Source organism: Sinomonas terrae (assembly GCF_022539255.1).
Classification (GTDB): Bacteria; Actinomycetota; Actinomycetes; order Actinomycetales; family Micrococcaceae; genus Sinomonas; species Sinomonas terrae.
On record NZ_JAKZBV010000001.1, the window covers coordinates 1,921,423 to 1,940,465 of the forward strand.

The 19,043-nt window shown below is 69.1% G+C and carries 17 protein-coding genes and 1 pseudogene; 5 read left to right on the forward strand and 13 right to left on the reverse strand.

Annotation, left to right across the window (positions count from 1 at the left end; genetic code table 11):
* Positions 1-42: 42 nt before the first annotated feature.
* The 6 genes from L0M17_RS08965 to L0M17_RS08990 all read right to left on the reverse strand — a co-directional run bounded on the left by L0M17_RS08965 (position 43) and on the right by L0M17_RS08990 (position 8,388).
* Positions 43-1,215 (reverse strand): enolase C-terminal domain-like protein, encoded by a 1,173-nt coding sequence (locus L0M17_RS08965; RefSeq protein WP_241053620.1) that lies wholly within the window; start codon positions 1,213-1,215, stop codon positions 43-45.
* A gap of 81 nt (positions 1,216-1,296) precedes the next feature.
* Positions 1,297-2,139 carry an IclR family transcriptional regulator gene (locus L0M17_RS08970; RefSeq protein WP_241053622.1) on the reverse strand — a complete coding sequence of 281 codons (843 nt, stop codon included), beginning with the start codon at positions 2,137-2,139 and terminating at the stop codon, positions 1,297-1,299.
* A 180-nt stretch (positions 2,140-2,319) separates the two neighbouring features.
* A complete protein-coding gene (locus tag L0M17_RS08975) occupies positions 2,320-3,288 on the reverse strand; it encodes a fumarylacetoacetate hydrolase family protein (RefSeq protein ID WP_241053623.1) in 969 nt (322 codons plus the stop codon).
* 14 nt (positions 3,289-3,302) lie between these two features.
* Positions 3,303-6,068 carry a UxaA family hydrolase gene (locus L0M17_RS08980; protein WP_241053624.1) on the reverse strand — a complete coding sequence of 922 codons (2,766 nt, stop codon included), beginning with the start codon at positions 6,066-6,068 and terminating at the stop codon, positions 3,303-3,305.
* Positions 6,065-7,012 carry a dihydrodipicolinate synthase family protein gene (locus L0M17_RS08985; protein WP_241053625.1) on the reverse strand — a complete coding sequence of 316 codons (948 nt, stop codon included), beginning with the start codon at positions 7,010-7,012 and terminating at the stop codon, positions 6,065-6,067. The genes L0M17_RS08980 and L0M17_RS08985 overlap by 4 nt, the downstream gene beginning before the upstream one ends.
* Entirely contained in the window at positions 7,012-8,388 is a 1,377-nt protein-coding gene (locus tag L0M17_RS08990; protein WP_241053626.1) for an MFS transporter, read from the reverse strand. Before L0M17_RS08990 ends, L0M17_RS08985 begins: the two co-directional genes overlap by 1 nt.
* A gap of 280 nt (positions 8,389-8,668) precedes the next feature.
* Between L0M17_RS08990 and L0M17_RS08995 the strand changes: the two genes are divergently transcribed.
* Positions 8,669-9,388 carry a FadR/GntR family transcriptional regulator gene (locus L0M17_RS08995; RefSeq protein ID WP_241053627.1) on the forward strand — a complete coding sequence of 240 codons (720 nt, stop codon included), beginning with the start codon at positions 8,669-8,671 and terminating at the stop codon, positions 9,386-9,388.
* On the opposite strand, the gene L0M17_RS09000 is transcribed toward L0M17_RS08995, so the two are convergent.
* The 4 genes from L0M17_RS09000 to L0M17_RS22255 are packed head-to-tail and all read right to left on the reverse strand — an operon-like array spanning position 9,291 to position 11,012.
* Positions 9,291-9,659, reverse strand: a complete 369-nt coding sequence (locus L0M17_RS09000; protein ID WP_308196845.1) for an amidohydrolase family protein — start codon at positions 9,657-9,659, stop codon at positions 9,291-9,293. The genes L0M17_RS08995 and L0M17_RS09000 overlap by 98 nt on opposite strands.
* Positions 9,575-9,880, reverse strand: coding sequence for a hypothetical protein (locus L0M17_RS09005; RefSeq protein ID WP_241056528.1), 306 nt, complete (start codon positions 9,878-9,880; stop codon positions 9,575-9,577). Before L0M17_RS09005 ends, L0M17_RS09000 begins: the two co-directional genes overlap by 85 nt.
* On the reverse strand, positions 9,877-10,884 hold the full coding sequence (locus L0M17_RS09010; RefSeq protein WP_241053628.1) for an aldo/keto reductase: 1,008 nt from the start codon (positions 10,882-10,884) through the stop codon (positions 9,877-9,879). The genes L0M17_RS09005 and L0M17_RS09010 overlap by 4 nt, the downstream gene beginning before the upstream one ends.
* Positions 10,884-11,012 carry a hypothetical protein gene (locus L0M17_RS22255; protein ID WP_255731819.1) on the reverse strand — a complete coding sequence of 43 codons (129 nt, stop codon included), beginning with the start codon at positions 11,010-11,012 and terminating at the stop codon, positions 10,884-10,886. Before L0M17_RS22255 ends, L0M17_RS09010 begins: the two co-directional genes overlap by 1 nt.
* 138 nt (positions 11,013-11,150) lie before the next feature.
* Between L0M17_RS22255 and L0M17_RS09015 the strand changes: the two genes are divergently transcribed.
* Both L0M17_RS09015 and L0M17_RS09020 read left to right on the forward strand, forming a co-directional pair.
* Positions 11,151-12,038: a fumarylacetoacetate hydrolase family protein gene (locus L0M17_RS09015; RefSeq protein WP_241053630.1), complete on the forward strand. Its 888-nt coding sequence runs from the start codon at positions 11,151-11,153 to the stop codon at positions 12,036-12,038.
* Positions 12,038-12,841 carry an SDR family NAD(P)-dependent oxidoreductase gene (locus L0M17_RS09020; protein ID WP_241053632.1) on the forward strand — a complete coding sequence of 268 codons (804 nt, stop codon included), beginning with the start codon at positions 12,038-12,040 and terminating at the stop codon, positions 12,839-12,841. The genes L0M17_RS09015 and L0M17_RS09020 overlap by 1 nt, the downstream gene beginning before the upstream one ends.
* A 144-nt stretch (positions 12,842-12,985) precedes the next feature.
* Here L0M17_RS09020 and L0M17_RS09025 read toward each other — a convergent pair whose 3' ends face one another.
* Complete coding sequence (locus L0M17_RS09025; protein ID WP_241053633.1) at positions 12,986-13,690, reverse strand: FadR/GntR family transcriptional regulator; 705 nt, start codon at positions 13,688-13,690, stop codon at positions 12,986-12,988.
* A 121-nt stretch (positions 13,691-13,811) separates the two neighbouring features.
* The gene (locus L0M17_RS09030; protein WP_241053634.1) at positions 13,812-15,566 is read right to left on the reverse strand and encodes an L-lactate permease; all 1,755 of its coding nucleotides are present in this window, start codon (positions 15,564-15,566) and stop codon (positions 13,812-13,814) included.
* 213 nt (positions 15,567-15,779) lie between these two features.
* Here L0M17_RS09030 and L0M17_RS09035 point away from each other — a divergent pair, with 213 nt between their 5' ends.
* A complete protein-coding gene (locus tag L0M17_RS09035; RefSeq protein WP_241053635.1) occupies positions 15,780-18,665 on the forward strand; it encodes an FAD-binding and (Fe-S)-binding domain-containing protein in 2,886 nt (961 codons plus the stop codon).
* Between the two features lie 135 nt (positions 18,666-18,800).
* Here L0M17_RS09035 and L0M17_RS09040 read toward each other — a convergent pair whose 3' ends face one another.
* Entirely contained in the window at positions 18,801-18,983 is a 183-nt protein-coding gene (locus tag L0M17_RS09040; protein WP_241053636.1) for a hypothetical protein, read from the reverse strand.
* Between L0M17_RS09040 and L0M17_RS22905 the strand changes: the two are divergent.
* A pseudogene (locus L0M17_RS22905) lies at positions 18,958-19,020 on the forward strand (hypothetical protein); the annotation flags it as partial. The gene L0M17_RS09040 and the pseudogene L0M17_RS22905 overlap by 26 nt on opposite strands.
* Between the last annotated feature and the right edge of the window lie 23 nt (positions 19,021-19,043).

A 19,043-nucleotide genomic window follows, 5' to 3' on the forward strand; every position in this document is an offset into this window, starting at 1 on the left:
GCCATACGAGGGATGGGGACGCACGCTGCGGATCAACGGCTGTCAGGATTCAGGGCTGAACCGGTGGACGGCGGTGGTGTGGGCTCCGAGGTAGTCCCAGTCGTAGGTGACGCCCAGTCCGGGGCCGTCGGGGACGGGGAAGCAGCCGTCGGCTCCGACGGCTTCGAGGCTGTCCGAGTAGTCGCAGGCGTAGACCGGGGGCAGGGGGTTGGGGGCCGCGGGGTTGACGAGGGCGACTTCGTAGTAGTTGGTGTTGCGCATCGCGGACATGCAGTGGCGGTGGGCGGGGCCGGAGGCGTGGATCTCCACGTCCAGGCCGAGGGACTCGCCGAGGTGGGCGATCTTCATCGCCCCGGTGATGCCGAGGTCGTATTCGGGGTCGGAGCGGAGGTAGTCGGTGGCTCCGGAGACGGCGAGGTCCGCTTTGGGTTCGAGGCCCCGGACGTGCTCGCCCACGAGCAGCGGGGTGCTGATCAGCTCGCGGAGCCGGCGATGCGCGTTCGCAGAGACGCCGCTGTCCCGGAAGGGGTCTTCGAGCCAGGCGAAGTTGTTGCGGTCGCAGGCCCGGCCGACGTTGAGGGCGTCCCTGAAGGTCCTGAGGTGGCAGGCGGGGTCGTTCATCAGGGCCATGCGGTCCCCGACGCGTTCGCCGAGCAGGTCGACGGTGGCGATCTCGCGGCTGACGTCCCCGTCGGCCCAGCCGTGCATCTTGAAGGCGCGGTAGCCGAGCTCGTAGCAGGCCTCGGCGAACTCGGCGTAGGCCTCGGGGCCTGAGAGGACCTTCTCGTCGCCGTGGGTAGTGCTGGCGTAGGCGGGCAGGCGCGTCCGCCAGCCGCCGAGGAGTTCCGAGACCGAGGCGCCGTATCGCTTCCCGGCCAGGTCCCAGAGGCAGATGTCCAGGTAGCCGAAGCCCATGTGGTCGTACTGGCGGTGTGCGCGCTTGAAGTCGTCGTAGATGCTCTCGCGCTGCAGGGCGTCCCGGCCGAGGAGGCGGGGGGCGAGGTCGAGGGTCTGGCCGAGTGACATCTGCGTTGCGCCCCACATGCCCACGTACTCGCCGCGGGAGCCGTCCTCGGTTTCGATGACGACGGCGAACTTGCCCAGCCGCTGGCTGCCCCCGGGGTCGGCCACGAGGTCCATCTGCTCCCGGTTGAGGCCTATGTCCGGGGCATCGTAGGCGAATTCGTGGATCTCGACATTGCTGATGGTGCTCACGGAAGGAGCCTCCTTCGTTGGAGTGAAGGTCGGGGAAAGGGACTCCCGCCAGCCTGGGGGAATCGGTCGGGGAGGTTGGCTTCAGGATGCCTTGGGTGCCTTGGACGTCTCCGGCGGCATGGTTCGTGTCCCGGCTGCGGCCCCGGCAGGGGTCGATTCGAGATCCGTAGGAGCGGGGCGCCTTCCGAGGGCGCGCGAAAGGTCCTCGGCACCGTCCTTGGCCAAGGCCTTCCACTCCTCGGGGGAGCGCCGGGCCCAGCGCGCTTCGGGAACGGAGACGGACAGGGCCGCGACGACGGCCCCGGTGTGGTCCCTGACGGGCACGGCCACGCAATTGACCTCCGGGGATGACTCTCCGGCTTCGTAGGCCGCCCCGGTCTGGCGCGCTTCCGCGAGTTGGGCGAGGAGCGCCTCGCGGTCTGTGACGCTCTGGGGCGTCAGGCCGGCCAAGGGGTCGGGGATCCTCTCGTCGAGCTCGTCTGGGTCAAGGGCCGAGAGCAGAGCCTTTCCGATAGCGGTGCAGGTGGCCGGCAGCCTTCCCCCTGCGTGGGAGACCAAACGGACGGGCAGCGGACTGTCGATCTTGACGAGGTAGACAACGTCCGAGCCGTCCAGGACCCCCACGTTGACGGTCTCCTGGCATTGCTCTGCCACCTGTCGGGCGACCTGTCGGCCGACTTGGCGAAGGTCGAGGCGATCCCCGTACGCCTGGCCGAGGACGAACGAGGCGACGCCGAGCGCGTAGGTGCCGTCCGGACGGCGCTTCAGGTACCCGCGTTCGGCCAGTGTGGCCAGGAGCTCGTGCACTGAGGCGCGCGGCAGCCCAGTGAGCCGGGCGACTTCGGCTCCGGTCAGGCGCTCGTGGTCGAGGAACAGTTCGAGGATGTCCAGGCTGCGCAGCACCGCTGGCGTCAGTCTGGGCATGATCGCGCCGTCCTCGTTCGCTGTGCAGCCGTTCGCGGACCCGCCTCGTCGGGTACGCGAGGGCGGGTGGCCGGGGTGCCGGAGACTCTTGGACTCATTCCCTGCTTCCGTCCTTTCCCTTGGAGGGATTATCCACGAGCTTGGCGACGGCCGAATCCCTCGTGACGTTCCGGATGCCCATCAGGCATACGAGGGGGCGTGGTCAGCATGGGCCGCGGGCCGCTCTCCCCGGGCCAATCCCGTGAAGGGGTCCTTGCCGACGAGCACGGTATTCGCAAGGCGCCCGACTCGCTCGATCTCGATCTCGACGAGGTCGCCGTCAGCCAGGGCGAAGTCGAGGTGCGGGACGATGCCGGTCCCGGTTGCGAGGATCACCCCGTCGGGGAAGTCCAGGGGGCGGAAGAGGTACTCCACGAGCTGGGCGAGGGGCCGTGCCAGCTGCGCGGTCGAGGTCTCCTCGGCGAAGACCTCGCGCCCCTGGCGCAGGACGCGCATCCGGATCGTGAGGTTGGAGGGGTCAGGGACGTCGCCTGCGGGCACGAACCCCGCGCTGACCGAGCATCCGCCGGCGAAGACTTTCGCCTGGGGGATGTAGACCGGGTTCTGGCCCTCGATGGACCGGGAGCTCATGTCGTTGCAGACGGCGTAGCCGACGACCTCGCCGAAGGCGTTGCAGACGAGCGCAAGCTCGGGCTCGGGCACGTCGTGGCCGGAGTCCGAACGGATGCCCACGGGCTCTCCGTCTGCGACCAGGCGCCAGGCGGGGGACTTGGCGAACAGCTCGGGCCGCTCGGCGGCGTAGACCTTGTCGTAGACGGTGGCCTCGGCGCTCTCCTCCATGCGACCGTCCTTGCTGCGCTGGTAGGTCACGCCGGAGCACCAGAGCTCGCCCCTGCCGTCCAGCGGCGGAAGCAGCGCCACGTCGCCGGGTGCCGCTGCGGTCTCTGCCGCGGCGTCGATGAGCCGGGCGATCTCCTCGCCCCTGCGAGAGAGGAGGTCCGCGACCGAGCGGATGCCGTTGATCGGGTACACCCGGCCGTCCTCGAGGACTCCGACCAGGGGCTCTGGATCGGTGTCGCCCTGGTAGCGGACGACGTGCCGGCGGGGCCGGGCGATCTCGGCGGGCGCGGGTTCACGGGTGGTAGTCAAGGTTCTCATTCTCCTTACATCGAGGTGCCGAGGAGGCCTCGGGTGATCTGGAAGGCCACGTTGCCAGCGGCGAGGGATTCGGGGGTGTGGTGGCCGGAGAGCGTGGAGGCGAGGACGGCGAGGATCGTGGCGGCCTGCTCGGCGGCCGCGCCGGCGAGTTCTGCGTCGAGGTCGTCCTGAACGTGGGCGATCGTGGACGGGTCGGAACTGACTTGGAGCACCGGTGCGAGCCGGTGGCCGGTGAGGGGAGGCCCCGAGACATGCACGAGGACGGCGTGCGCCCCGCAGGCCACGAGGCCTGTGGCGGTCTCGGCCCAGTCGCGGGTGGGTGCTCGCATGATGTGCCACCCGGGAGCGGCGGGCTGCTGCCCATGGGCGAGCGTGGGCCGCCATTCCTGCGGATCCTCTCCGGTCTGCTCGGCGAGCAGTTCGCGGAATTGCGGCTGGGCGAGCAGCGCACTGCCCGCCGGCAGAATGACGGTGCCGCCGTCGTCGACCACTCGCTGCCCGGCTCGCGCGAGCGCCGCGGCGGTCTCCTCGGCGAGCTCGCCCCGCGCGTCGAGCCCGACGGCGATCCCGGCGAACGCTGCGTCCGCGTCCGGGTCGACCTGGGGCCGGGGGGTGCGGGGGGCGGCGGGCGAGGCAGTCCGGAACCACTCGCGCACGGTCTGGGTGGCGGCCTCGACGCCGCCGCCGAGCTGGATGCTGGCCCAGCCGTACCGGTCGGGGTCGGCGCCGAGCTTTCCGAGCTCGTCGCGGAAGAAGTCGTTGTGCGTCTTCTCGCAGCCGTGTTCGAGCAGGAGGGCCATTGCGACGTTCGGGTGGGTGAGGGAGCCGGTCATGACGCGGGAGAACGTCGAGATGTTGGCCCCGCTGGAGACGCCGCAGCCCTCGGTGTGGGGCAGCGCGACGATCCTGTCCACGGCGCCGCCGGCCCAGTCCTCGGCGGTGGCGCGCTCGGCGATCAGCCGGCTCACCTGCCCTGAGCACAGCGATGTCGGGAGCACCAGGGCCACGCGCTCCGTCGCGGGTCCCGTGTAGCGAGCGGGCGTCGCTGCCGGATTCGGTGCCGCCTGCGGGGTGCCCAGGGGAAGGCCGGGCAGGGGGGCGTCGCGCTCCTCGTCCGGGGCGTCGGGCGCGTCATAGCCGTCCCGGCCGTCGATCCTGATCGAGATCCCGGGCCGGGGTGCGGTCTGCTTCCAATCCCGCCAGATCGAGACCTGGCTGTGCCCGGCGGCCTCGCCCGCTGTGCGCTGGCCCGAGGCGACGTCGAGGGTGAGGTCGAAGACGTCGGAGACGAGTTGCTCCATCGGCGTCCCGTCGAGGTAGGCCCCGGCATTGACGTCCATCTCGTGGGGCATGAGTTCGTGCCGGGCGGTGGTCGTGACGAATTTCAGGGTGGGTACGAAGGGGAAGTTCGTGATCGAGCCGTTCCCAGTGGTGAAGAAGATGAGGTTGCACCCGGAGGCGATCTGGCCCGCGACGGACTCGAGGTCGTTGCCGGGGCTGTCCATGAAGACGTAGCCGGTCGTAGTGCAGGGTTCCGCGTAGCCGATGACCTCGTCGAGGCGGACCTCCCGGGGCAGTTTGCGCGCTGCACCGAGGGACTTGAGCACGATGTTGCTCAGGCCACGGTAGAGGTTCCCGCCCGAGGGGTTGCCCTCGGCGGTATGGCCGTGGAGGGCGACCCGCTGCTTGAATTCGTCCACCTTCTGCAGGAAGCGCCTCGCGACGTCCATGGACCGCACGTTCTCCAGGACATAGGGTTCAGCACCGATGAGCTCATCGGTCTCTGCCAGGACCGCGGTTCCGCCGTGGCGGATGAGTTCGGCGCCGACGAGCCCGGCCAGCGGGTTGGCTGTGATGCCGGAGAAGGCGTCCGAGCCGCCGCATTGCAAGGCGATGGAGAGGCTGGTCAGCGGCTCGTCGCTGCGCTCGGCGCCGCTCACGACGGCGATCCAATCCTCGATCAGTTCGGCCGCCTGATCGAGGTCCCTGCTGAAGCCTCGGGTGCGCTGGAACGTCGCATGCAGGGCCGCCAGCGGGCCGCGGCCGGACTCGCGGTGGTGGGCGAACACGTCGTCGGCCGTGATCGCCGCGCCGGGCTCGTCGACGACGAGCGCTGCCCCCACGTTGGGGTGGCTGAGGCACCCGGCGAGCACGCCGAGCAGGAAGTCCCGATTGTTGGGCGCGGCGTCCTCGCCGCCTTCGGTGTGCGCGAGCGCGACGACGCCGTCGAACGTCTCGCTGGTGCGGCCCTTGAAGCGGGCGGCGAGCGCTTCCGCGAAGCTGGCACTGCGGGAGGTGACGCCGACGACGACGATGTGGTTGCGGGTGCCGACCTTCCCGTCGCCCCGGCGATACCCCTTGAAGGAGCGGGCCTGTTCTCCGGCGGGGAGCGAGACCTGTGCGCCGAGCCGGACCCGGGACTCGTCGAGCTCGTACGGGTCGAGCATCACGTTGGCAGCCGACGGGGTCTCGGGCAGGCCCTGGACGCCGCGGCGGCCGAGGGCCTCCAGGACCGGATCCGTGCAGACGTAGTCGCCGGGGGCGAGGGGGCGCAGGGCGGTGGCGAAGGGGGTGCCCCAGGACAGGATGGGTTCTCCTGCGGCTGCGGGGCGCACCATGAAGCGGTGGCCCTCCATGACCCGGTGCGGCAGGACGGTCTCGCGGCCGTCGCCGAGGTCCAGGGCCGTCCCGGCCTCCAGCACACGGCTTGCGACCGCCGCGTTGTCGCCGGGCTCGGGGAGCACGGCCACGGACAGCAGGGGGAGCCTCATGCGTCTGCCCCCTGCGTGGCCCCGCTGAGGGCGAACACCCCGCGGCTGCGGGCCAGCCGCACGAGGGCGGCCCTGGTGTCCGGGTGCAGCGCAGGCCACGGGGAGCGCATCGCGTCGCTGCCGATGACCCCGCCCTCCTTCAGAAGGACCTTGCACGCCGCCGGCCCGCATTGGCGGTTCTCGAAGTGGATCAGCGGAAGGAGCGCTTCCCAGGCCTCGGAGGCCTGCTCCTCGCGCCCCGCGAGGTAGTCCCGGACGATCCGTCCGAGCTCGTGGGGGACCGATGCGGAGCACATGGTGCCCACAGCGCCCGCGGCGAGGTCGGGGATGAGCGTGATGCCCTCCTCGCCGTCGAACAGGCCGGGGAGCGCGTCCCCGGCCGCGGCCTTGAGCGCCCGGAGCTTCCCGGCCGCTCCTGCGACCTCGATCTTGACGTACTTGACCTCCTCGATCTCGCGGGCCAGTCTGGCCAGGAAGTGCACCGGGAGCGGTGTGGGACTCATCGGGGCGTCCTGGACCATGATCGGCACGCCGACCGCGGCCACGGCCTCGAAGTAGTGCAGCATCTCCTGCTCTCCGGCCCGGATCGTCGCACCGACGAACGGGGGCATGAGCATCACCGCCGACGCGCCCGCGTCCCGCGCGGCCCGCGTCCGTTCGACCGCCACCCGCGTGCTGTAGTGGCTTGTCGTCACGAAGAACGGGATGCGGCCCGCGGCGTGACTGCCCACGAGGTCGAGCACCTGCTGGCGTTCGCCGTCGGTCAGGGAGAACTGTTCCGAGTAGTTCGCGTGCACGCAGATCCCATCGACCTCCGCCTCGATCAGGTGATCGATCACCCGTCGCTGGCCGGCGAGATCGAGTTCCCCCTCGTCGTCGAAGATGGTGGGCATGACCGGAACAGCCCCGCTGATCGGCGCGGACGGAGCAGACTGGGAGATCATCAGACCTCGCTTCCTTGATCGACGGACGTGGATTCGTGCAGGGGGGCGATCTCGGCCGCGTTGTCGGGCACGGGAAGGGCTTCGAACCGCTGGCAGATCACGAGGTAGCACAGCGCACCCAGCACGACGATCCCTCCGGTGACAACCAGGGGCATGACGAAGGCTGCGCTGCCGGCCCCGCTGAAGAGGCCGAAGAAGATCGGGCAGATGATGCCCGCGACGTTCGAGGCGAAGTTCTGCAGGCCGCCGATCGAGCCAACGGTGGCCTCGGTCGGGGCGACGTCAGAGGGCAGGGACCAGATGGACGCGGCCGCGATGGCCAGACACCCCATCGAGACGCTCAGCAGGGCGATGGCGAGTGCCGCGCTGGGCACGACGGCCGCGAGGGCGATCACGGAGGCGAACGCCATCGAGCACACGATCGGGATCTTCCGGCCCTTCGTGGGGCCATACTTCGCAGTCAGGACGTCCGAGAGCCACCCGCCGAACTGCTCGGCGAAGAACGCCACGAGCGGGGGGATCATGCCGACCCAGGCGATGCTGAGCAGGTTCATCCCCCGGGCCTGGACCAGATAGGAGGGGAACCAGGTGACGAAGAAGTAGAACGCGAAGTTCAGGGCGAAGAAGCCCAGCATCATGCCCCAGACCGTCCGGTAGCGCAGCAGCTGCACCCAGCGCACCTTCCGCCCGCTCGTCTGGCCCTCGCCCGAGAGCCGGGCACCGCCGTCGAGGATGTACCGCTTCTCCGCCTCCGACGCCCGGTGGTGCTTCTCCGGGTCGCGGTAGTAGGAGAACCAGCCGATGACCCAGAGCAGGCCCAGGCACCCCGAGAAGACGAACGATGCCTGCCAGCCCCAGTAGTAGATCAGCAGCGAGACGATCGGGAAGGACAGAGCCGTGCCGAGCCTGGACCCTGAGTCGTAGACGGCGGCCGCCCGGGCCCGCTCGCGCAGCGGGAACCATCGGCCCACGACCTTGCCGAACGCAGTGGGCCCCACTGCCTCGCCGATGCCCAGGCCGAGCCGAAACGCGAACAGGGTCCCGAAGCCCGTGGCCAGCGCGTTCACGGCCGTGAAGAAGGACCACCAGATCGTCGCGAACCCTGCGGCGATGCGGGGCCCGACCAGGTCCACCAGGCGGCCGCCGATCAGCTGGCCGGGGGCATAGGTGAAGAAGAACGACGAGAGGAGCAGGCCTGTGGCGGCCTTGCTGATCCCCAGATCGTGCTCCATGAATGGCAGCGCGACGGAGATGTTCGCCCGGTCGACGTAGCTGATCGCCGTGCCCAGGCACAGCAGCGTTGCGATGACCCAGCGGGCGCGCGTGATCGGCCTGCGGTCGACGGCGACCGCGCGGGACGAGGGAAGAGAGGGCATAGCAGACCCCTTCGAGTGAATGAATAGATTCGATATATCGAACGGCTGTCGAGATATCGAAGGTGAGCGTAACGCACGTCACAGGGGTCGTCAATGTTGGTATGTCATCCGATGTTTCGTCGTCAAGATGAGATTTCGGCATTCCCGGGTCCCTACGCGGTCGACGGCTGGACTTGACGGCGAGGCCGATGGCCCTTCGTGCTTCGCCGTCTGCTGCGGCGGGATACGTCGGATCTATTACGATTGACCTGACCTATGGTCGCCAAAAGAGGAGGACCGATTGGCTCTCACCGACGATGCCATCGACAGGATCAAGGGGATGCTCCTGTCAGGAGAGCTCAGGCCTGGTGACAGGCTGCCGCCAGAGAAGGATCTTGCAGAGCGGCTAGGGCTTTCGCGAAGCTCCCTGAGGGAAGCTGTCAAGGCGCTCGAGCTGATCCGTGTCCTCGATGTGCGCCGTGGGGACGGAACCTACGTGACCAGCTTGGAGCCGCAACTGCTCAATGAAGCGGTGGGCTTCATCGTCGAACTCCATCAGGCCAAGGGAGTTCTGGACTTGCTTGAGGTGCGACGGATCCTCGAACCGGCCGCCTCGGCGATAGCCGCACGGCGGATTGGGGCGCACGGCATCGAGGACCTGAAGCAGGCGATGGCCGGCGTCACCGAGGAAACCAGCGTCGAGGAACTCATCAAGCACGATGCGCTGTTCCATCGGATCATCGCCTCCCATGCAGGCAACAGCTATCTGACGAGCCTTCTCGAGGCGCTGTCATCGCAGACGCTGAGGGCCCGGATCTGGCGGGGTCTCACCGAGACCCATGCTGTCGCGCGGACGCTCGCCGAGCATGAGGCCATCGTCGCTGCTCTCGAGGACGGCGATGCGGAGCTCGTTCGAGCGCTGGTCACGGTGCATGTGAGTGGAGTGGAGGCGTGGCTGCGACGCGCGATGGACGATTCTCCGAACGCGGACGTCGACCTCTCGGTCGATAGGGTGCACTGACCCGAGGCCAGCAGTTCTTCAGATGCGGTAGGCAGTCCGTGCCGAGCATGAGGCGGCGTGGTCCGAACGCCTCGAGCGCGACCTCCCATGCAGGCCGCAGTGCCGACGGGGCGTAGGCGGTTGAGCGCCCCGAATCGAAGTTCTCCGTTGCGGCGGGAAGTGGGGGCTTGCCGAGGTGGTCGAGGACTACCGTGAGTTCCGGCAGCGGCTGGGCAAGGTCCACCGTGCGCGAGAGATGGCGAGGCCATGCGACCGGAACGTCGCTATCCACGGTTGCTCCCGTGCGGCACGGAGCATCGACTCGGTGTCGTCCCGGGTGTCATCCGCCTGAACGAGGATCGCAGCGTCGATTCCGGCCGCCGTCAGCTCCGCGCCTGCCTCCTCTGCTCCGAAGCTGCGGCACAGCTCGCCGCGCTCAGGGCGGAGCCGGCCGTATCCTCCACCCTCGAGATTCCACAGGTGGAGGTGGGCATCGATCCTCGACGGCGTCACGCTTGGACCAGCCCGCGCGGTTCGAGCTCGCTCCACAGCTCCTCGGGCACGTGGGTCGCGGCGCGCTCGGCGGTCTGCCGGATCTGCTCAGGACGTGCCGCCCCGACGACCACGGAGCGGATGGCCGGGTGACGCATGCTGAACTGCAGCGCCGCCGTCGGAAGATCCACGCCATACTCCTCACAGCAGGCGGCAAGACGGCGTGCTGCGGCCAGCACCGATGGAGGAGCTGAAGCGTAGTTGTAGTGCGCATCGTCGGGGACCTCGGGGCGTGCGAGGAGGCCCGAGTTGTAGACGCCGACGTTCACGACACCGGTGCCATTCTCGAGGCATGCAGGAAGGAGGTCTGCTGCGGCCGGCTGCTCGAGGAGCGTGTAGCGTCCCGCGAGCATGACGAGGTCCAAGTTGGCGCTTCGCACGCAGCGAGCCAAGGCCTCGACCGAATTGGAGCCGACGCCGATCGCCCCGACGAGTCCCTCATCCCGCAGCCTCTCAAGCGCGGGGAGGCCTTCCTCAATTCCTGAATCGAGGTCGTAGGCGTCCGGATCGTGCAGGTAGGCGATGTCGATGTGGTCCACGCCCAGACGAGCCAGTGATTCTTCGATGCTGCGGCGAACCCCTGCCTCACTCGGATCCCACCGCCGGACCACGTTGGCGGGCACAGCAAAGCCGTCCGGGTCCATCGCCCCCGTCACATAGTCCGGGTTGGGCTCCAATAGCCGGCCTACCTTGGTCGAGAGGACGAACTCTTCCCGGGGCCGTTTGGCCAAGGCAGCCCCAAGCCTGCGCTCCGAAAGGCCCAGTCCGTAGTGGGGCGCTGTGTCGAAGTAGCGGATCCCCGCCTCCCACGCGGCGTCGACCGTTGACGCAGCAACGTCATCCGGAACGCTGCGGTAGAGATTTCCTATGCCCGCCGCGCCGAAGCCGAGCCAGCTCGCGGTGTGTTCGCCGATGGAAAGTCCGCTTGGCGTATTTTCTTGGTCCTTCGCCGAAATCCGCTCCATCAGGCCACCCCTACGCCAGCGCTGACGCCGGACCAGACAGAACCCCGTGGGAAGACGTAGTCGGCCAGTGCCTCCGGCGTGATCTCAGTGCCGGCCCCGGCCTGCTTGGGGGCGGTGATGAGGCTCATTCTGAGATGCTCCGAGATCGTTGGGGGACGAGGATGTTCCCTCGACAGCTAAACATCGGATGTATGACTTGTCAATCAAGGCGAAGTGGCAGAATACTGATCATTGAATCGCGCATACCTCTGATGTCAGGAGAGTCCATGAAGTTTGCAAGACTCGGCGAGCCGGGCGCTGAGCGCCCCGCCGTCCTCGCCCAGACGCAGGATGGCGTAGAGCGCACCTACTGGCTGGACTCGCTCACAGGCGACATCGACGGCGCTTTTCTCGCGGCGGACGGGGTGGGGCGCACCCGGGCATCCCTTGCTGCAGGCGAGCTCGTGGAAGCGCGTGAGGGGGCAGGCCTGCGCATCGGGTCTCCCATCGTCAGGCCTCAATCGATCGTGTGCATTGGCATGAACTATGCGGCGCATGCTATCGAGTCCGGCGCCGAGCCGCCCTCAATTCCCGTCGTCTTTCTCAAGCCGTCCAACACGGTGGCCGGCCCTTACGACGCCGCCCCGATCCCGCCGCTGAGCTCGAAGTACGACTGGGAGGTCGAACTGGGCATCGTGATCGGCCGCCCCGCGAGCTACCTTGCCGATCTTGACGAGGCTGTCGGCTGCATCGCTGGCTACGTGGTTGCCAACGACCTCTCTGAGCGCGAATACCAGCTTCCAGGAGCTGGCGGGCAGTGGACGAAAGGCAAGTCGCTGCCCGGATCCACGCCCCTCGGTCCGTGGCTCGTCCCAGCCGATGAGGTCGACCCTCGGAGCCTCCGGCTGCGTAGCTGGGTCAACGGAAGCGCCCGGCAGGACTCCACCACGGCCGATCTCATCTTCGACGCAGCGTCGCTTGTGCACCACTGCAGCCAGTACATGCTCCTCGAGCCAGGGGATGTGATCCTCACCGGCACCCCGGAGGGCGTCGCCCTCTCTGGCCGCTTCCCGTACCTCACCCAAGGAGACGTGGTCGAAGTGGAAATTTCAGGACTGGGACGTCAGCGGCAGGAGTTCTACCGCGCCCGTGCGGCGCGGGAGGCTTTGGTCTGATGCTTGAATTCGAAGGTCTCAAGGCCATTGTCACGGGTGGAGCGTCCGGGATCGGCGACGCCGTGGTGCGACGGCTCTTGGATCTCGGCGCGGCAGTCGCGGTCCTCGACCTGCAGCCCGAAGCAGCGGCGAACTCAGCTCTCGGCTTCCGCTGCGACGTCTCAGACGATGCCTCCGTTGTAAGGGCAGTCGCAGAGGCAGCAGAAGCGCTGGGCGGGATCGACATCGTCGTCAACAACGCGGGAGTGGGCGCGCAGGGGACCATTGAGGCGAACCCCGACTCAGAATGGCATCGCGTGTTCGACGTCAATGTGATCGGGATCGTGCGGGTGACGCGCGCGGCTTTGCCGTACCTCCGCACATCAAATGCAGCCGCAGTGGTCAACACCTGCTCCATTGCCGCAACGGCGGGACTTCCCGAGCGAGCACTTTACTCTGCCTCCAAGGGAGCCGTCCTGTCCCTGACGCTCGCCATGGCCGCAGACCATATGCATGACGCCATCCGCGTCAACTGCGTCAACCCGGGAACAGCAGACACGCCATGGGTTGGACGACTGCTCGACTCCGCACCCGATCCCGCGGCTGAGCGGAGGGCCCTCAATGCGCGGCAGCCGCATGGCCGCCTCGTCACCGCCGAAGAAGTGGCGGGAGCTATTGCGTACCTCGCAAGTCCCCTGTCAGGCTCGACGACCGGCACCTCGGTTGCTGTCGACGGCGGAATGCAGGGCCTCCGACTCCGCCCGAGAGAACAGGCTGGCACTACTCAAGAACCCCTCGTCGACGCATCCAACAGGAGGAACTGATCGTGCCGTCGGCTCGGCAGGAGCGCTAGAGCCGCGTCCGTTCCCGACCTTGTTCCGACGCCGATTCATGCCCCTGACGGCGTGTCGGACGGCGAGCCGCGGTTCGGCCTGAGGAAAGAAGGTCGGGAACGAGCGACGGCGAGGTCAGCTGGCGTGGCGGTAGAACCAGTCGATGTGCTCGTGGACGAGGCGGGCGGCGAGTTCGCCGTCGCGCGCTTCGACGGCCTCGAAGATCCCGCGGTGGTGTTCTCGGAGCACGTGGACCATCTGGTCCCAGGTGCCCCGGCTGGTCACGGCCTCGTCGATGAACTCGCTGATCGCCCCGCGCATGGAATCCATCATGGTGCTCACGACGGCGTTCCCTGCCAGGCTGCTCAGGGCGACGTGGAACTGGGCGTCGAGGAGCGTGAAGACCTCCGGGGAGAGGGCGTCGTCGTCCATTGCCTCCAGGAGGCGGCGGGCGTCGTCGAGCTGTTCCTCGTCCCACGGGGCCACGGCGGCGTGCTCGAGCGACCACGTTTCCATCATGATGCGCGCTTCGACCACGTCTTTGAGTGGAAGCCGGTGGCTGGCGACGTGCATCCGTAGCGCGCCGCCGAGGGCAGACGACGGGTCGGAGACGATGACCGTCCCCGAGTTGGGCCCGGACCCGGTGGCCGAGCGGACCACGCCCATGACCTCGAGGGAGCGGATGGCACCGCGCACGGAGCCGCGTGAGATCCCGAACTGTTCGGCGAGGGCCCGTTCGCCGGGCAGCCGGTCGCCGAGCCTGAGCTTCCCGGATCGCAGGCTCTCCTCGATGTGGCGAAGGACCGCATCATGGGCGCGGCCGGAGGCAGATTGGGGCATGGGTCCATCCTGCCGCACGCGCAGGGGATGAGGCGCGGGCGCCCCCGCATGGGTAGCGCGGGCGCCCCCGCATGGGTGGCGCGGGGCGCCCGCAACGGCCATCGCCGTGCCTGTGCGTCGGCTACGGGAGCATCCACCCCAGGACGGGGGTGGACTGCAGGAACACGATGCAGCAGAAGGCGAGCAGCATGCCCAGGCTCCACCAGATGACCTTGCGCAGGATGACCCCCTCCTGGCCGTCCATGCCGACTGCGGTCGCGGCGATGGCCAGGTTCTGCGGGCTGATGGCCTTGCCGACCACGCCTCCGGTGGTGTTCGCCGCCACCAGCAGCGACGGGTTGATCCCCGCGTGCTGGCCGGCGGTCTGCTGGAGGGTTGCGAAGAGCGCGTTCGCGGAGGTGTCCGATCCGGTCACGGCTGTGCCGATCCAGCCCAGGATCGGGGACAGGAACGCGAAGGCGGCGCCCGTGCCGGCCAGCCAGACCCCGATGGCGACCGTCTGGCCGGAGAGGTTCATGACGTACCCGATCGCCAGGACCAGGACAATGGTGAGCGCAGCGAAGCGCATCTTGGTGAACGTGTGCCAGAGCTCGGCGAGCGCGTCGGAGACCTTGAGGCGGAACCGGCCGCCGTCGTCCTTGAGCGAGTACACCACCGTGACCACCAAGCCTGAGATCAGCAGGAGGGTGCCGGGGCCGGAGAGCCACTGGAAGGCGTAGACGGTCGAGGAGACCGGCTTGCCGTCGCCGCCGAGCAGGGCCGAGTGCAACACCGGCCAGGGGATCTTGATGTCCGTGGCAGCGAGGGCGGCGGGCAGGTCCACTCCGAGGCGCCACAGCTTTGAGGCGGCGAACACGGCGATCACCAGGGCGTAGGGGAAGAGTGCCATCCAGACGCGGGCACGGCTCACGCGCCCGCCCTCGGCGCCAGAGGACGCGGCCGGGAGGAACCCCGGGCCGCCGGCCCGGGACGCACCGGCGGGGGAGAGGACGCGAACCCCGGTCGCTTCCGCCCGGCCGGGCACCAGGAGGAGGCGTTCGCGGGCGGCCTCGGCTCCGCGCGGCGCCCAGAACCGCAGGAACAGGATCACTGCGCCAAGGCTCGCCAGCGATGCCACGATGTCGGTGAGCTCGTAGGAGAAGTAGTTCGAGCACAGGAACTGGACCACCGCGAAGGCGACGCCGGTTACGAGCGCAGGCGCCCAGGCGTCGCGCAGGCCCCGCACGCCGTCGACGATCAGCAGGAGGACCAGGGGGACCAGGAACGCCAGCAGCGGCGTCTGGCGCCCCACGATCGCCCCGATGTGCTCGGCCGGAAGGCCGGTGAGCCCGCCGGCGGTGGTGATCGGAATCGCGATTGCGCCGAACGCGACTGGGGCGGTATCTGCCACGAGGCACATGGCAGTCACCCGCAGCGGCCTGAACCCGATCGACATCAGCATCGTCGCGGCGATCGCGACCGGCGCGCCGAAGCCGGCGAGTGCCTCAAGGAGGCCTCCGAAGCAGAAGGCGATGAGGATGGCCTGGATGCGGGGATCGCCGCCTCCGAGGCGGTCGAAGACCCCGCGCAGGTCCTCGAAGCGTCCGCTGCGCACGGTGAGCTGGTACAGCCAGACGGCGGTGAGCACGATCCAGAAGACGGGGAACGCGCCGAACACCGCCCCTTCGGAGGCCGCCAGGCCCGCGAGGCCGACCGGCATCCGGTAGGCCACCACTGCCACGGCGAGGGCGGCGAGCAGGGCGAACGCGCCCGCGACGTGCGCCGAGGTCCGCACGAGTGCGAGCAAGACGAAGAAGGTAACTAGCGGGATCAGTCCGATCAGGGCCGAGAGGGCGACGCTGCCGGCCACCGGGTCGGTCACGGGGGTGAAGGTCATGCAAGCTCCTGGGTGAACCGCGGCATCCTCGCCAGCGGGGTGTGGTTGGACCATTGTGGTACGACCATGTAAGCTACCACACGTTTCCGGCTTCGCTGTGACGTCACCCACAGCCGACTTGGCCGGATGTGACGAGCCCGAGGGGCGCCGTCGTGCTGCCGGCCTGCACTTGGCCGGCCCGCTGTTTCCCCCTCCCGAAGGAAGGACTTCCCCATGATGCTGCGCACGAGGACGGGCGCGGGCCCGGGTCCGACGGGGAATCCGCAGGGGAGCGACGGCAGCGTGGCCGAGCTCGCCGATGAGCTCGCCGCCGTGCTCGGCGCCTCGGCGGTGTCGGCAAGGCCGCTCGACCTGCATGCCAGAGCGCACGATGCATCCCACTACCTCCTCGTCCCGAGCCTGGTCGCTGCGCCTCGGTCCGCCGAGGACGTGGCAGCGGTGCTGGGAGCCTGCTCACGCCACCGGGTGCCCCTGACGTTCCGCTCAGGCGGGACGAGCCTGTCAGGGCAGGCGGTGACGGCAGGCGTCCTGGCCGACACGCGCCGGAACTTCGGCTCCATTGAGGTGCTCGATGACGGCGGGGCCGTCCGGGTCCAGCCCGGAGCCACGGTACGGGCCGTCAACGCCCGACTTGCCCGCCACCGTCGCGCTCTTGGCCCCGATCCGGCCAGCGAGATCGCCTGCACGATAGGCGGCGTCGTGGCGAACAATTCCTCGGGCATGCACTGCGGGACCGAAGCCAACACCTACAGGACCCTGAAGTCGATGCGCTTCGTCCTGCCCTCGGGGACCATCGTCGACTCGGCTGCCCCGGACGCGTCCAGGGAGTTCGCCGCCCGAGAGCCGCAGCTGCACGAGGGACTGCTGCGGCTGCGGCGCAGCATCCTTGATTCGTCCGATGCGGTGGCGAGGATCAGGCACCAGTTCTCGATGAAGAACACGATGGGCTATGGCCTCAACGCCTTCCTCGACTACGAGGACCCGCTGGACATCTTCGTCCACCTCGTTGTCGGCTCCGAGGGCACCCTTGCGTTCGTGGCCGAGGCCGTGTTCGAAACGGTCGAGGTCAAACCCCACATCGCTGCCGGGCTCCTGGTCTTCCCTGGCGTCCACGCTGCGGCCAGGGCCGTCCCGGAGCTGATCGCGGCAGGCGCCGAGACAGCGGAGCTCATGGACTCGATGTCGCTGCGCGTCTCCTCGCACTTGCCGGGCTGCCCGGAGCAGATCCGGACCTTGGATCTGCCCGACCCCGCGGCGCTCCTGGTCGAGTTCGCCGCGGCCGACGCCGAGGAGCTTGCGGAACGGTCCCATGCAGCCGAGGCCATCTTCGCGGGGCTCGGCCTCGCGCGCCCCATGGCGATGACCCGCGATGCGGGTGAGCGGGCAGCGCTGTGGAAGGTCCGCAAGGGCCTGTACTCGACGGTGGCGAGTGCCCGTCCCTCGGGTACGAGTCAGCTCCTGGAGGACATCGCCGTGCCGGTACCGGCCCTGGCGCAGACCTGCCACGACCTGGCCGGGCTCCTCGCCCGCCACCGGTACCGGGACCCGGTGATCTTCGGCCACGCCAAGGACGGCAACCTCCACTTCATGCTCAACGAGGACTTCGGCGACGGAAGCAAGACCAGCCGGTACGAGGCCTTCACCGAGGACCTCGTGGACCTCGTCCTCGGCGCAGGCGGGACGCTCAAGGCCGAGCACGGCACGGGCCGCATCATGGCCCCCTACGTGCGGCGCCAGTACGGCGACGAGCTCTACGCGATCATGCGCGAGCTCAAGCAGCTCGTCGATCCCCTCGGGATCCTCAACCCGGGCGCGGTCCTCTCTGACGAACCCCGCTCCTACCTCGAGCACCTCAAGGTCACGCCGACCGTGGAGGAGGAAGTCGACCGCTGCGTCGAATGCGGGTACTGCGAGCCTGTGTGCCCCTCGCGCTCGCTCACCCTCACCCCACGCCAGCGCATCGTCCTGCGCAGGGACGCCGCACACGCCCGTGCACAGGGCAACTCCGCCCTCGCGGAGCGGATCCTAGACGGCTACGACTACGAGGGAACCTCCACCTGCGCCGTCGACGGCATGTGCGGGACCGCCTGCCCCGTCGGCATCAACACCGGAGACCTCGTGCGCCGCCTCCGCGCCGAGGCCGCCGGGCCGATCGAGTCCGCAGCCTGGGCGGGTGCCGCGCGCGTCTGGGGCCCTGCCTCCCGCCTCGGAGGGGTGGCACTGAGCACGGCCAAGGCGCTCCCGAGCGGCCCGATCGAGGCAGCAACCCGCGCAGGGCGGAAGATCTTCGGGGAGGAGCTCCCGCAGTACGACGGCGGCCTGCCCGGCGGAGGCGCCAGACGCCCGCAGCGGCGCGATCCAGACGCCGAGGCAGTGCTGTTCGCCGCCTGCATCGGCACCATGTTCGGTCCAGAAGAAGGAGGCCACCCAGGGGGAGCCTCGGGCGCCTTCCTCGAGGTCTGCGACCGCGCTGGCGTCCGGTTGCGAACTCCCGAGGGGCTGGACTCCATGTGCTGCGGCACGCCCTGGAAGTCCAAGGGCATGCGATCCGGCTGGGAACACATGCGGGACCTGGTCGCACCTGCCCTTATCGAAGCGAGCGACGGCGGCCGGATCCCGATCGTCGTCGATGCCTCCTCCTGCGCCGAGGGCCTGGCGACCCTGCTCCAGACCGCGGCCGACCAGACCCCCGGGCTGAGGATCGTGGACGCCATCGAGTTCGCCGCCGGCCTCCTGCCCCGCCTCGAGGTGCACTCGCCCATCCCCTCGGTGGCCCTCCACCCCACATGCTCGAGCACCATCGCCGGAACCGCCCCCTCGCTGGCCCTGATCGCCGAACACATCGCGGACGAGGTCTACACACCGGTCGAAGCCGGCTGCTGCGCCTTCGCGGGGGACCGAGGCCTCTTGCACCCCGAACTCACCGAGAGCGCCACCAAGCCCGAAGCCACCGCGATCGACGCCGCGGAGCGGCAGCGGGGAGCCCTCTTCTCCGCCTACGCATCCTCCAACCGCACCTGCGAGATCGGACTCACCCGAGCCACCGGGCGGCCGTACCGCCACATCCTCGAACTCCTCGCCCGCGCCACACGGCCCTGACCCTCAGACGCTGTTCCGTCCCCGCCGTCGCGCCACGCCGTCGCGCGGGGGAAGGGGGAGTCCTTGCCCTGATGGTCAATGGAGGCCCTCTTCAAGGGGAGTCCTGATGGACCGTCTGGCCGTGGCCGGTTGGGTTCAGAGGAGCTTCTCGATGAGGGCGGCGGCCTCCTGCGCTTTCGGGGCGAGGGAGACGACGGCGGAGGGTTCGGTGAGGATGGTGACGCGGGCCGCCGAGGACAGCGGCGGAAGCCGGACCGCCGACCTCAGCGACGGGCTGCAGGTGCTAGAGCAGATCCGGGACGAGGTCGGCACCGGCATCAAGGTCTACCTCGAACTGCACTCTCAGTGGACCACGGCCGGAGCCGAGCGCCTCCTCCG

Excerpts from the sequence above, each read along its gene's own strand:
- L0M17_RS08970 (WP_241053622.1), bottom strand. The coding sequence starts at position 2,139 with ATGCCCAGACTGACGCCAGCGGTGCTGCGCAGCCTGGACATCCTCGAA.
- L0M17_RS08980 (WP_241053624.1), bottom strand. The coding sequence starts at position 6,068 with ATGAGGCTCCCCCTGCTGTCCGTGGCCGTGCTCCCCGAGCCCGGCGAC.
- L0M17_RS08985 (WP_241053625.1), bottom strand. The coding sequence starts at position 7,012 with ATGATCTCCCAGTCTGCTCCGTCCGCGCCGATCAGCGGGGCTGTTCCG.
- L0M17_RS08990 (WP_241053626.1), bottom strand. The coding sequence starts at position 8,388 with ATGCCCTCTCTTCCCTCGTCCCGCGCGGTCGCCGTCGACCGCAGGCCG.
- L0M17_RS09010 (WP_241053628.1), bottom strand. The coding sequence starts at position 10,884 with ATGGAGCGGATTTCGGCGAAGGACCAAGAAAATACGCCAAGCGGACTT.
- L0M17_RS22255 (WP_255731819.1), bottom strand. The coding sequence starts at position 11,012 with ATGAGCCTCATCACCGCCCCCAAGCAGGCCGGGGCCGGCACTGAGATC.
- L0M17_RS09015 (WP_241053630.1), top strand. The coding sequence starts at position 11,151 with ATGAAGTTTGCAAGACTCGGCGAGCCGGGCGCTGAGCGCCCCGCCGTC.
- L0M17_RS09020 (WP_241053632.1), top strand. The coding sequence starts at position 12,038 with ATGCTTGAATTCGAAGGTCTCAAGGCCATTGTCACGGGTGGAGCGTCC.
- L0M17_RS09025 (WP_241053633.1), bottom strand. The coding sequence starts at position 13,690 with ATGCCCCAATCTGCCTCCGGCCGCGCCCATGATGCGGTCCTTCGCCAC.
- L0M17_RS09030 (WP_241053634.1), bottom strand. The coding sequence starts at position 15,566 with ATGACCTTCACCCCCGTGACCGACCCGGTGGCCGGCAGCGTCGCCCTC.
- L0M17_RS09035 (WP_241053635.1), top strand. The coding sequence starts at position 15,780 with ATGATGCTGCGCACGAGGACGGGCGCGGGCCCGGGTCCGACGGGGAAT.
- L0M17_RS09040 (WP_241053636.1), bottom strand. The coding sequence starts at position 18,983 with ATGCCGGTGCCGACCTCGTCCCGGATCTGCTCTAGCACCTGCAGCCCG.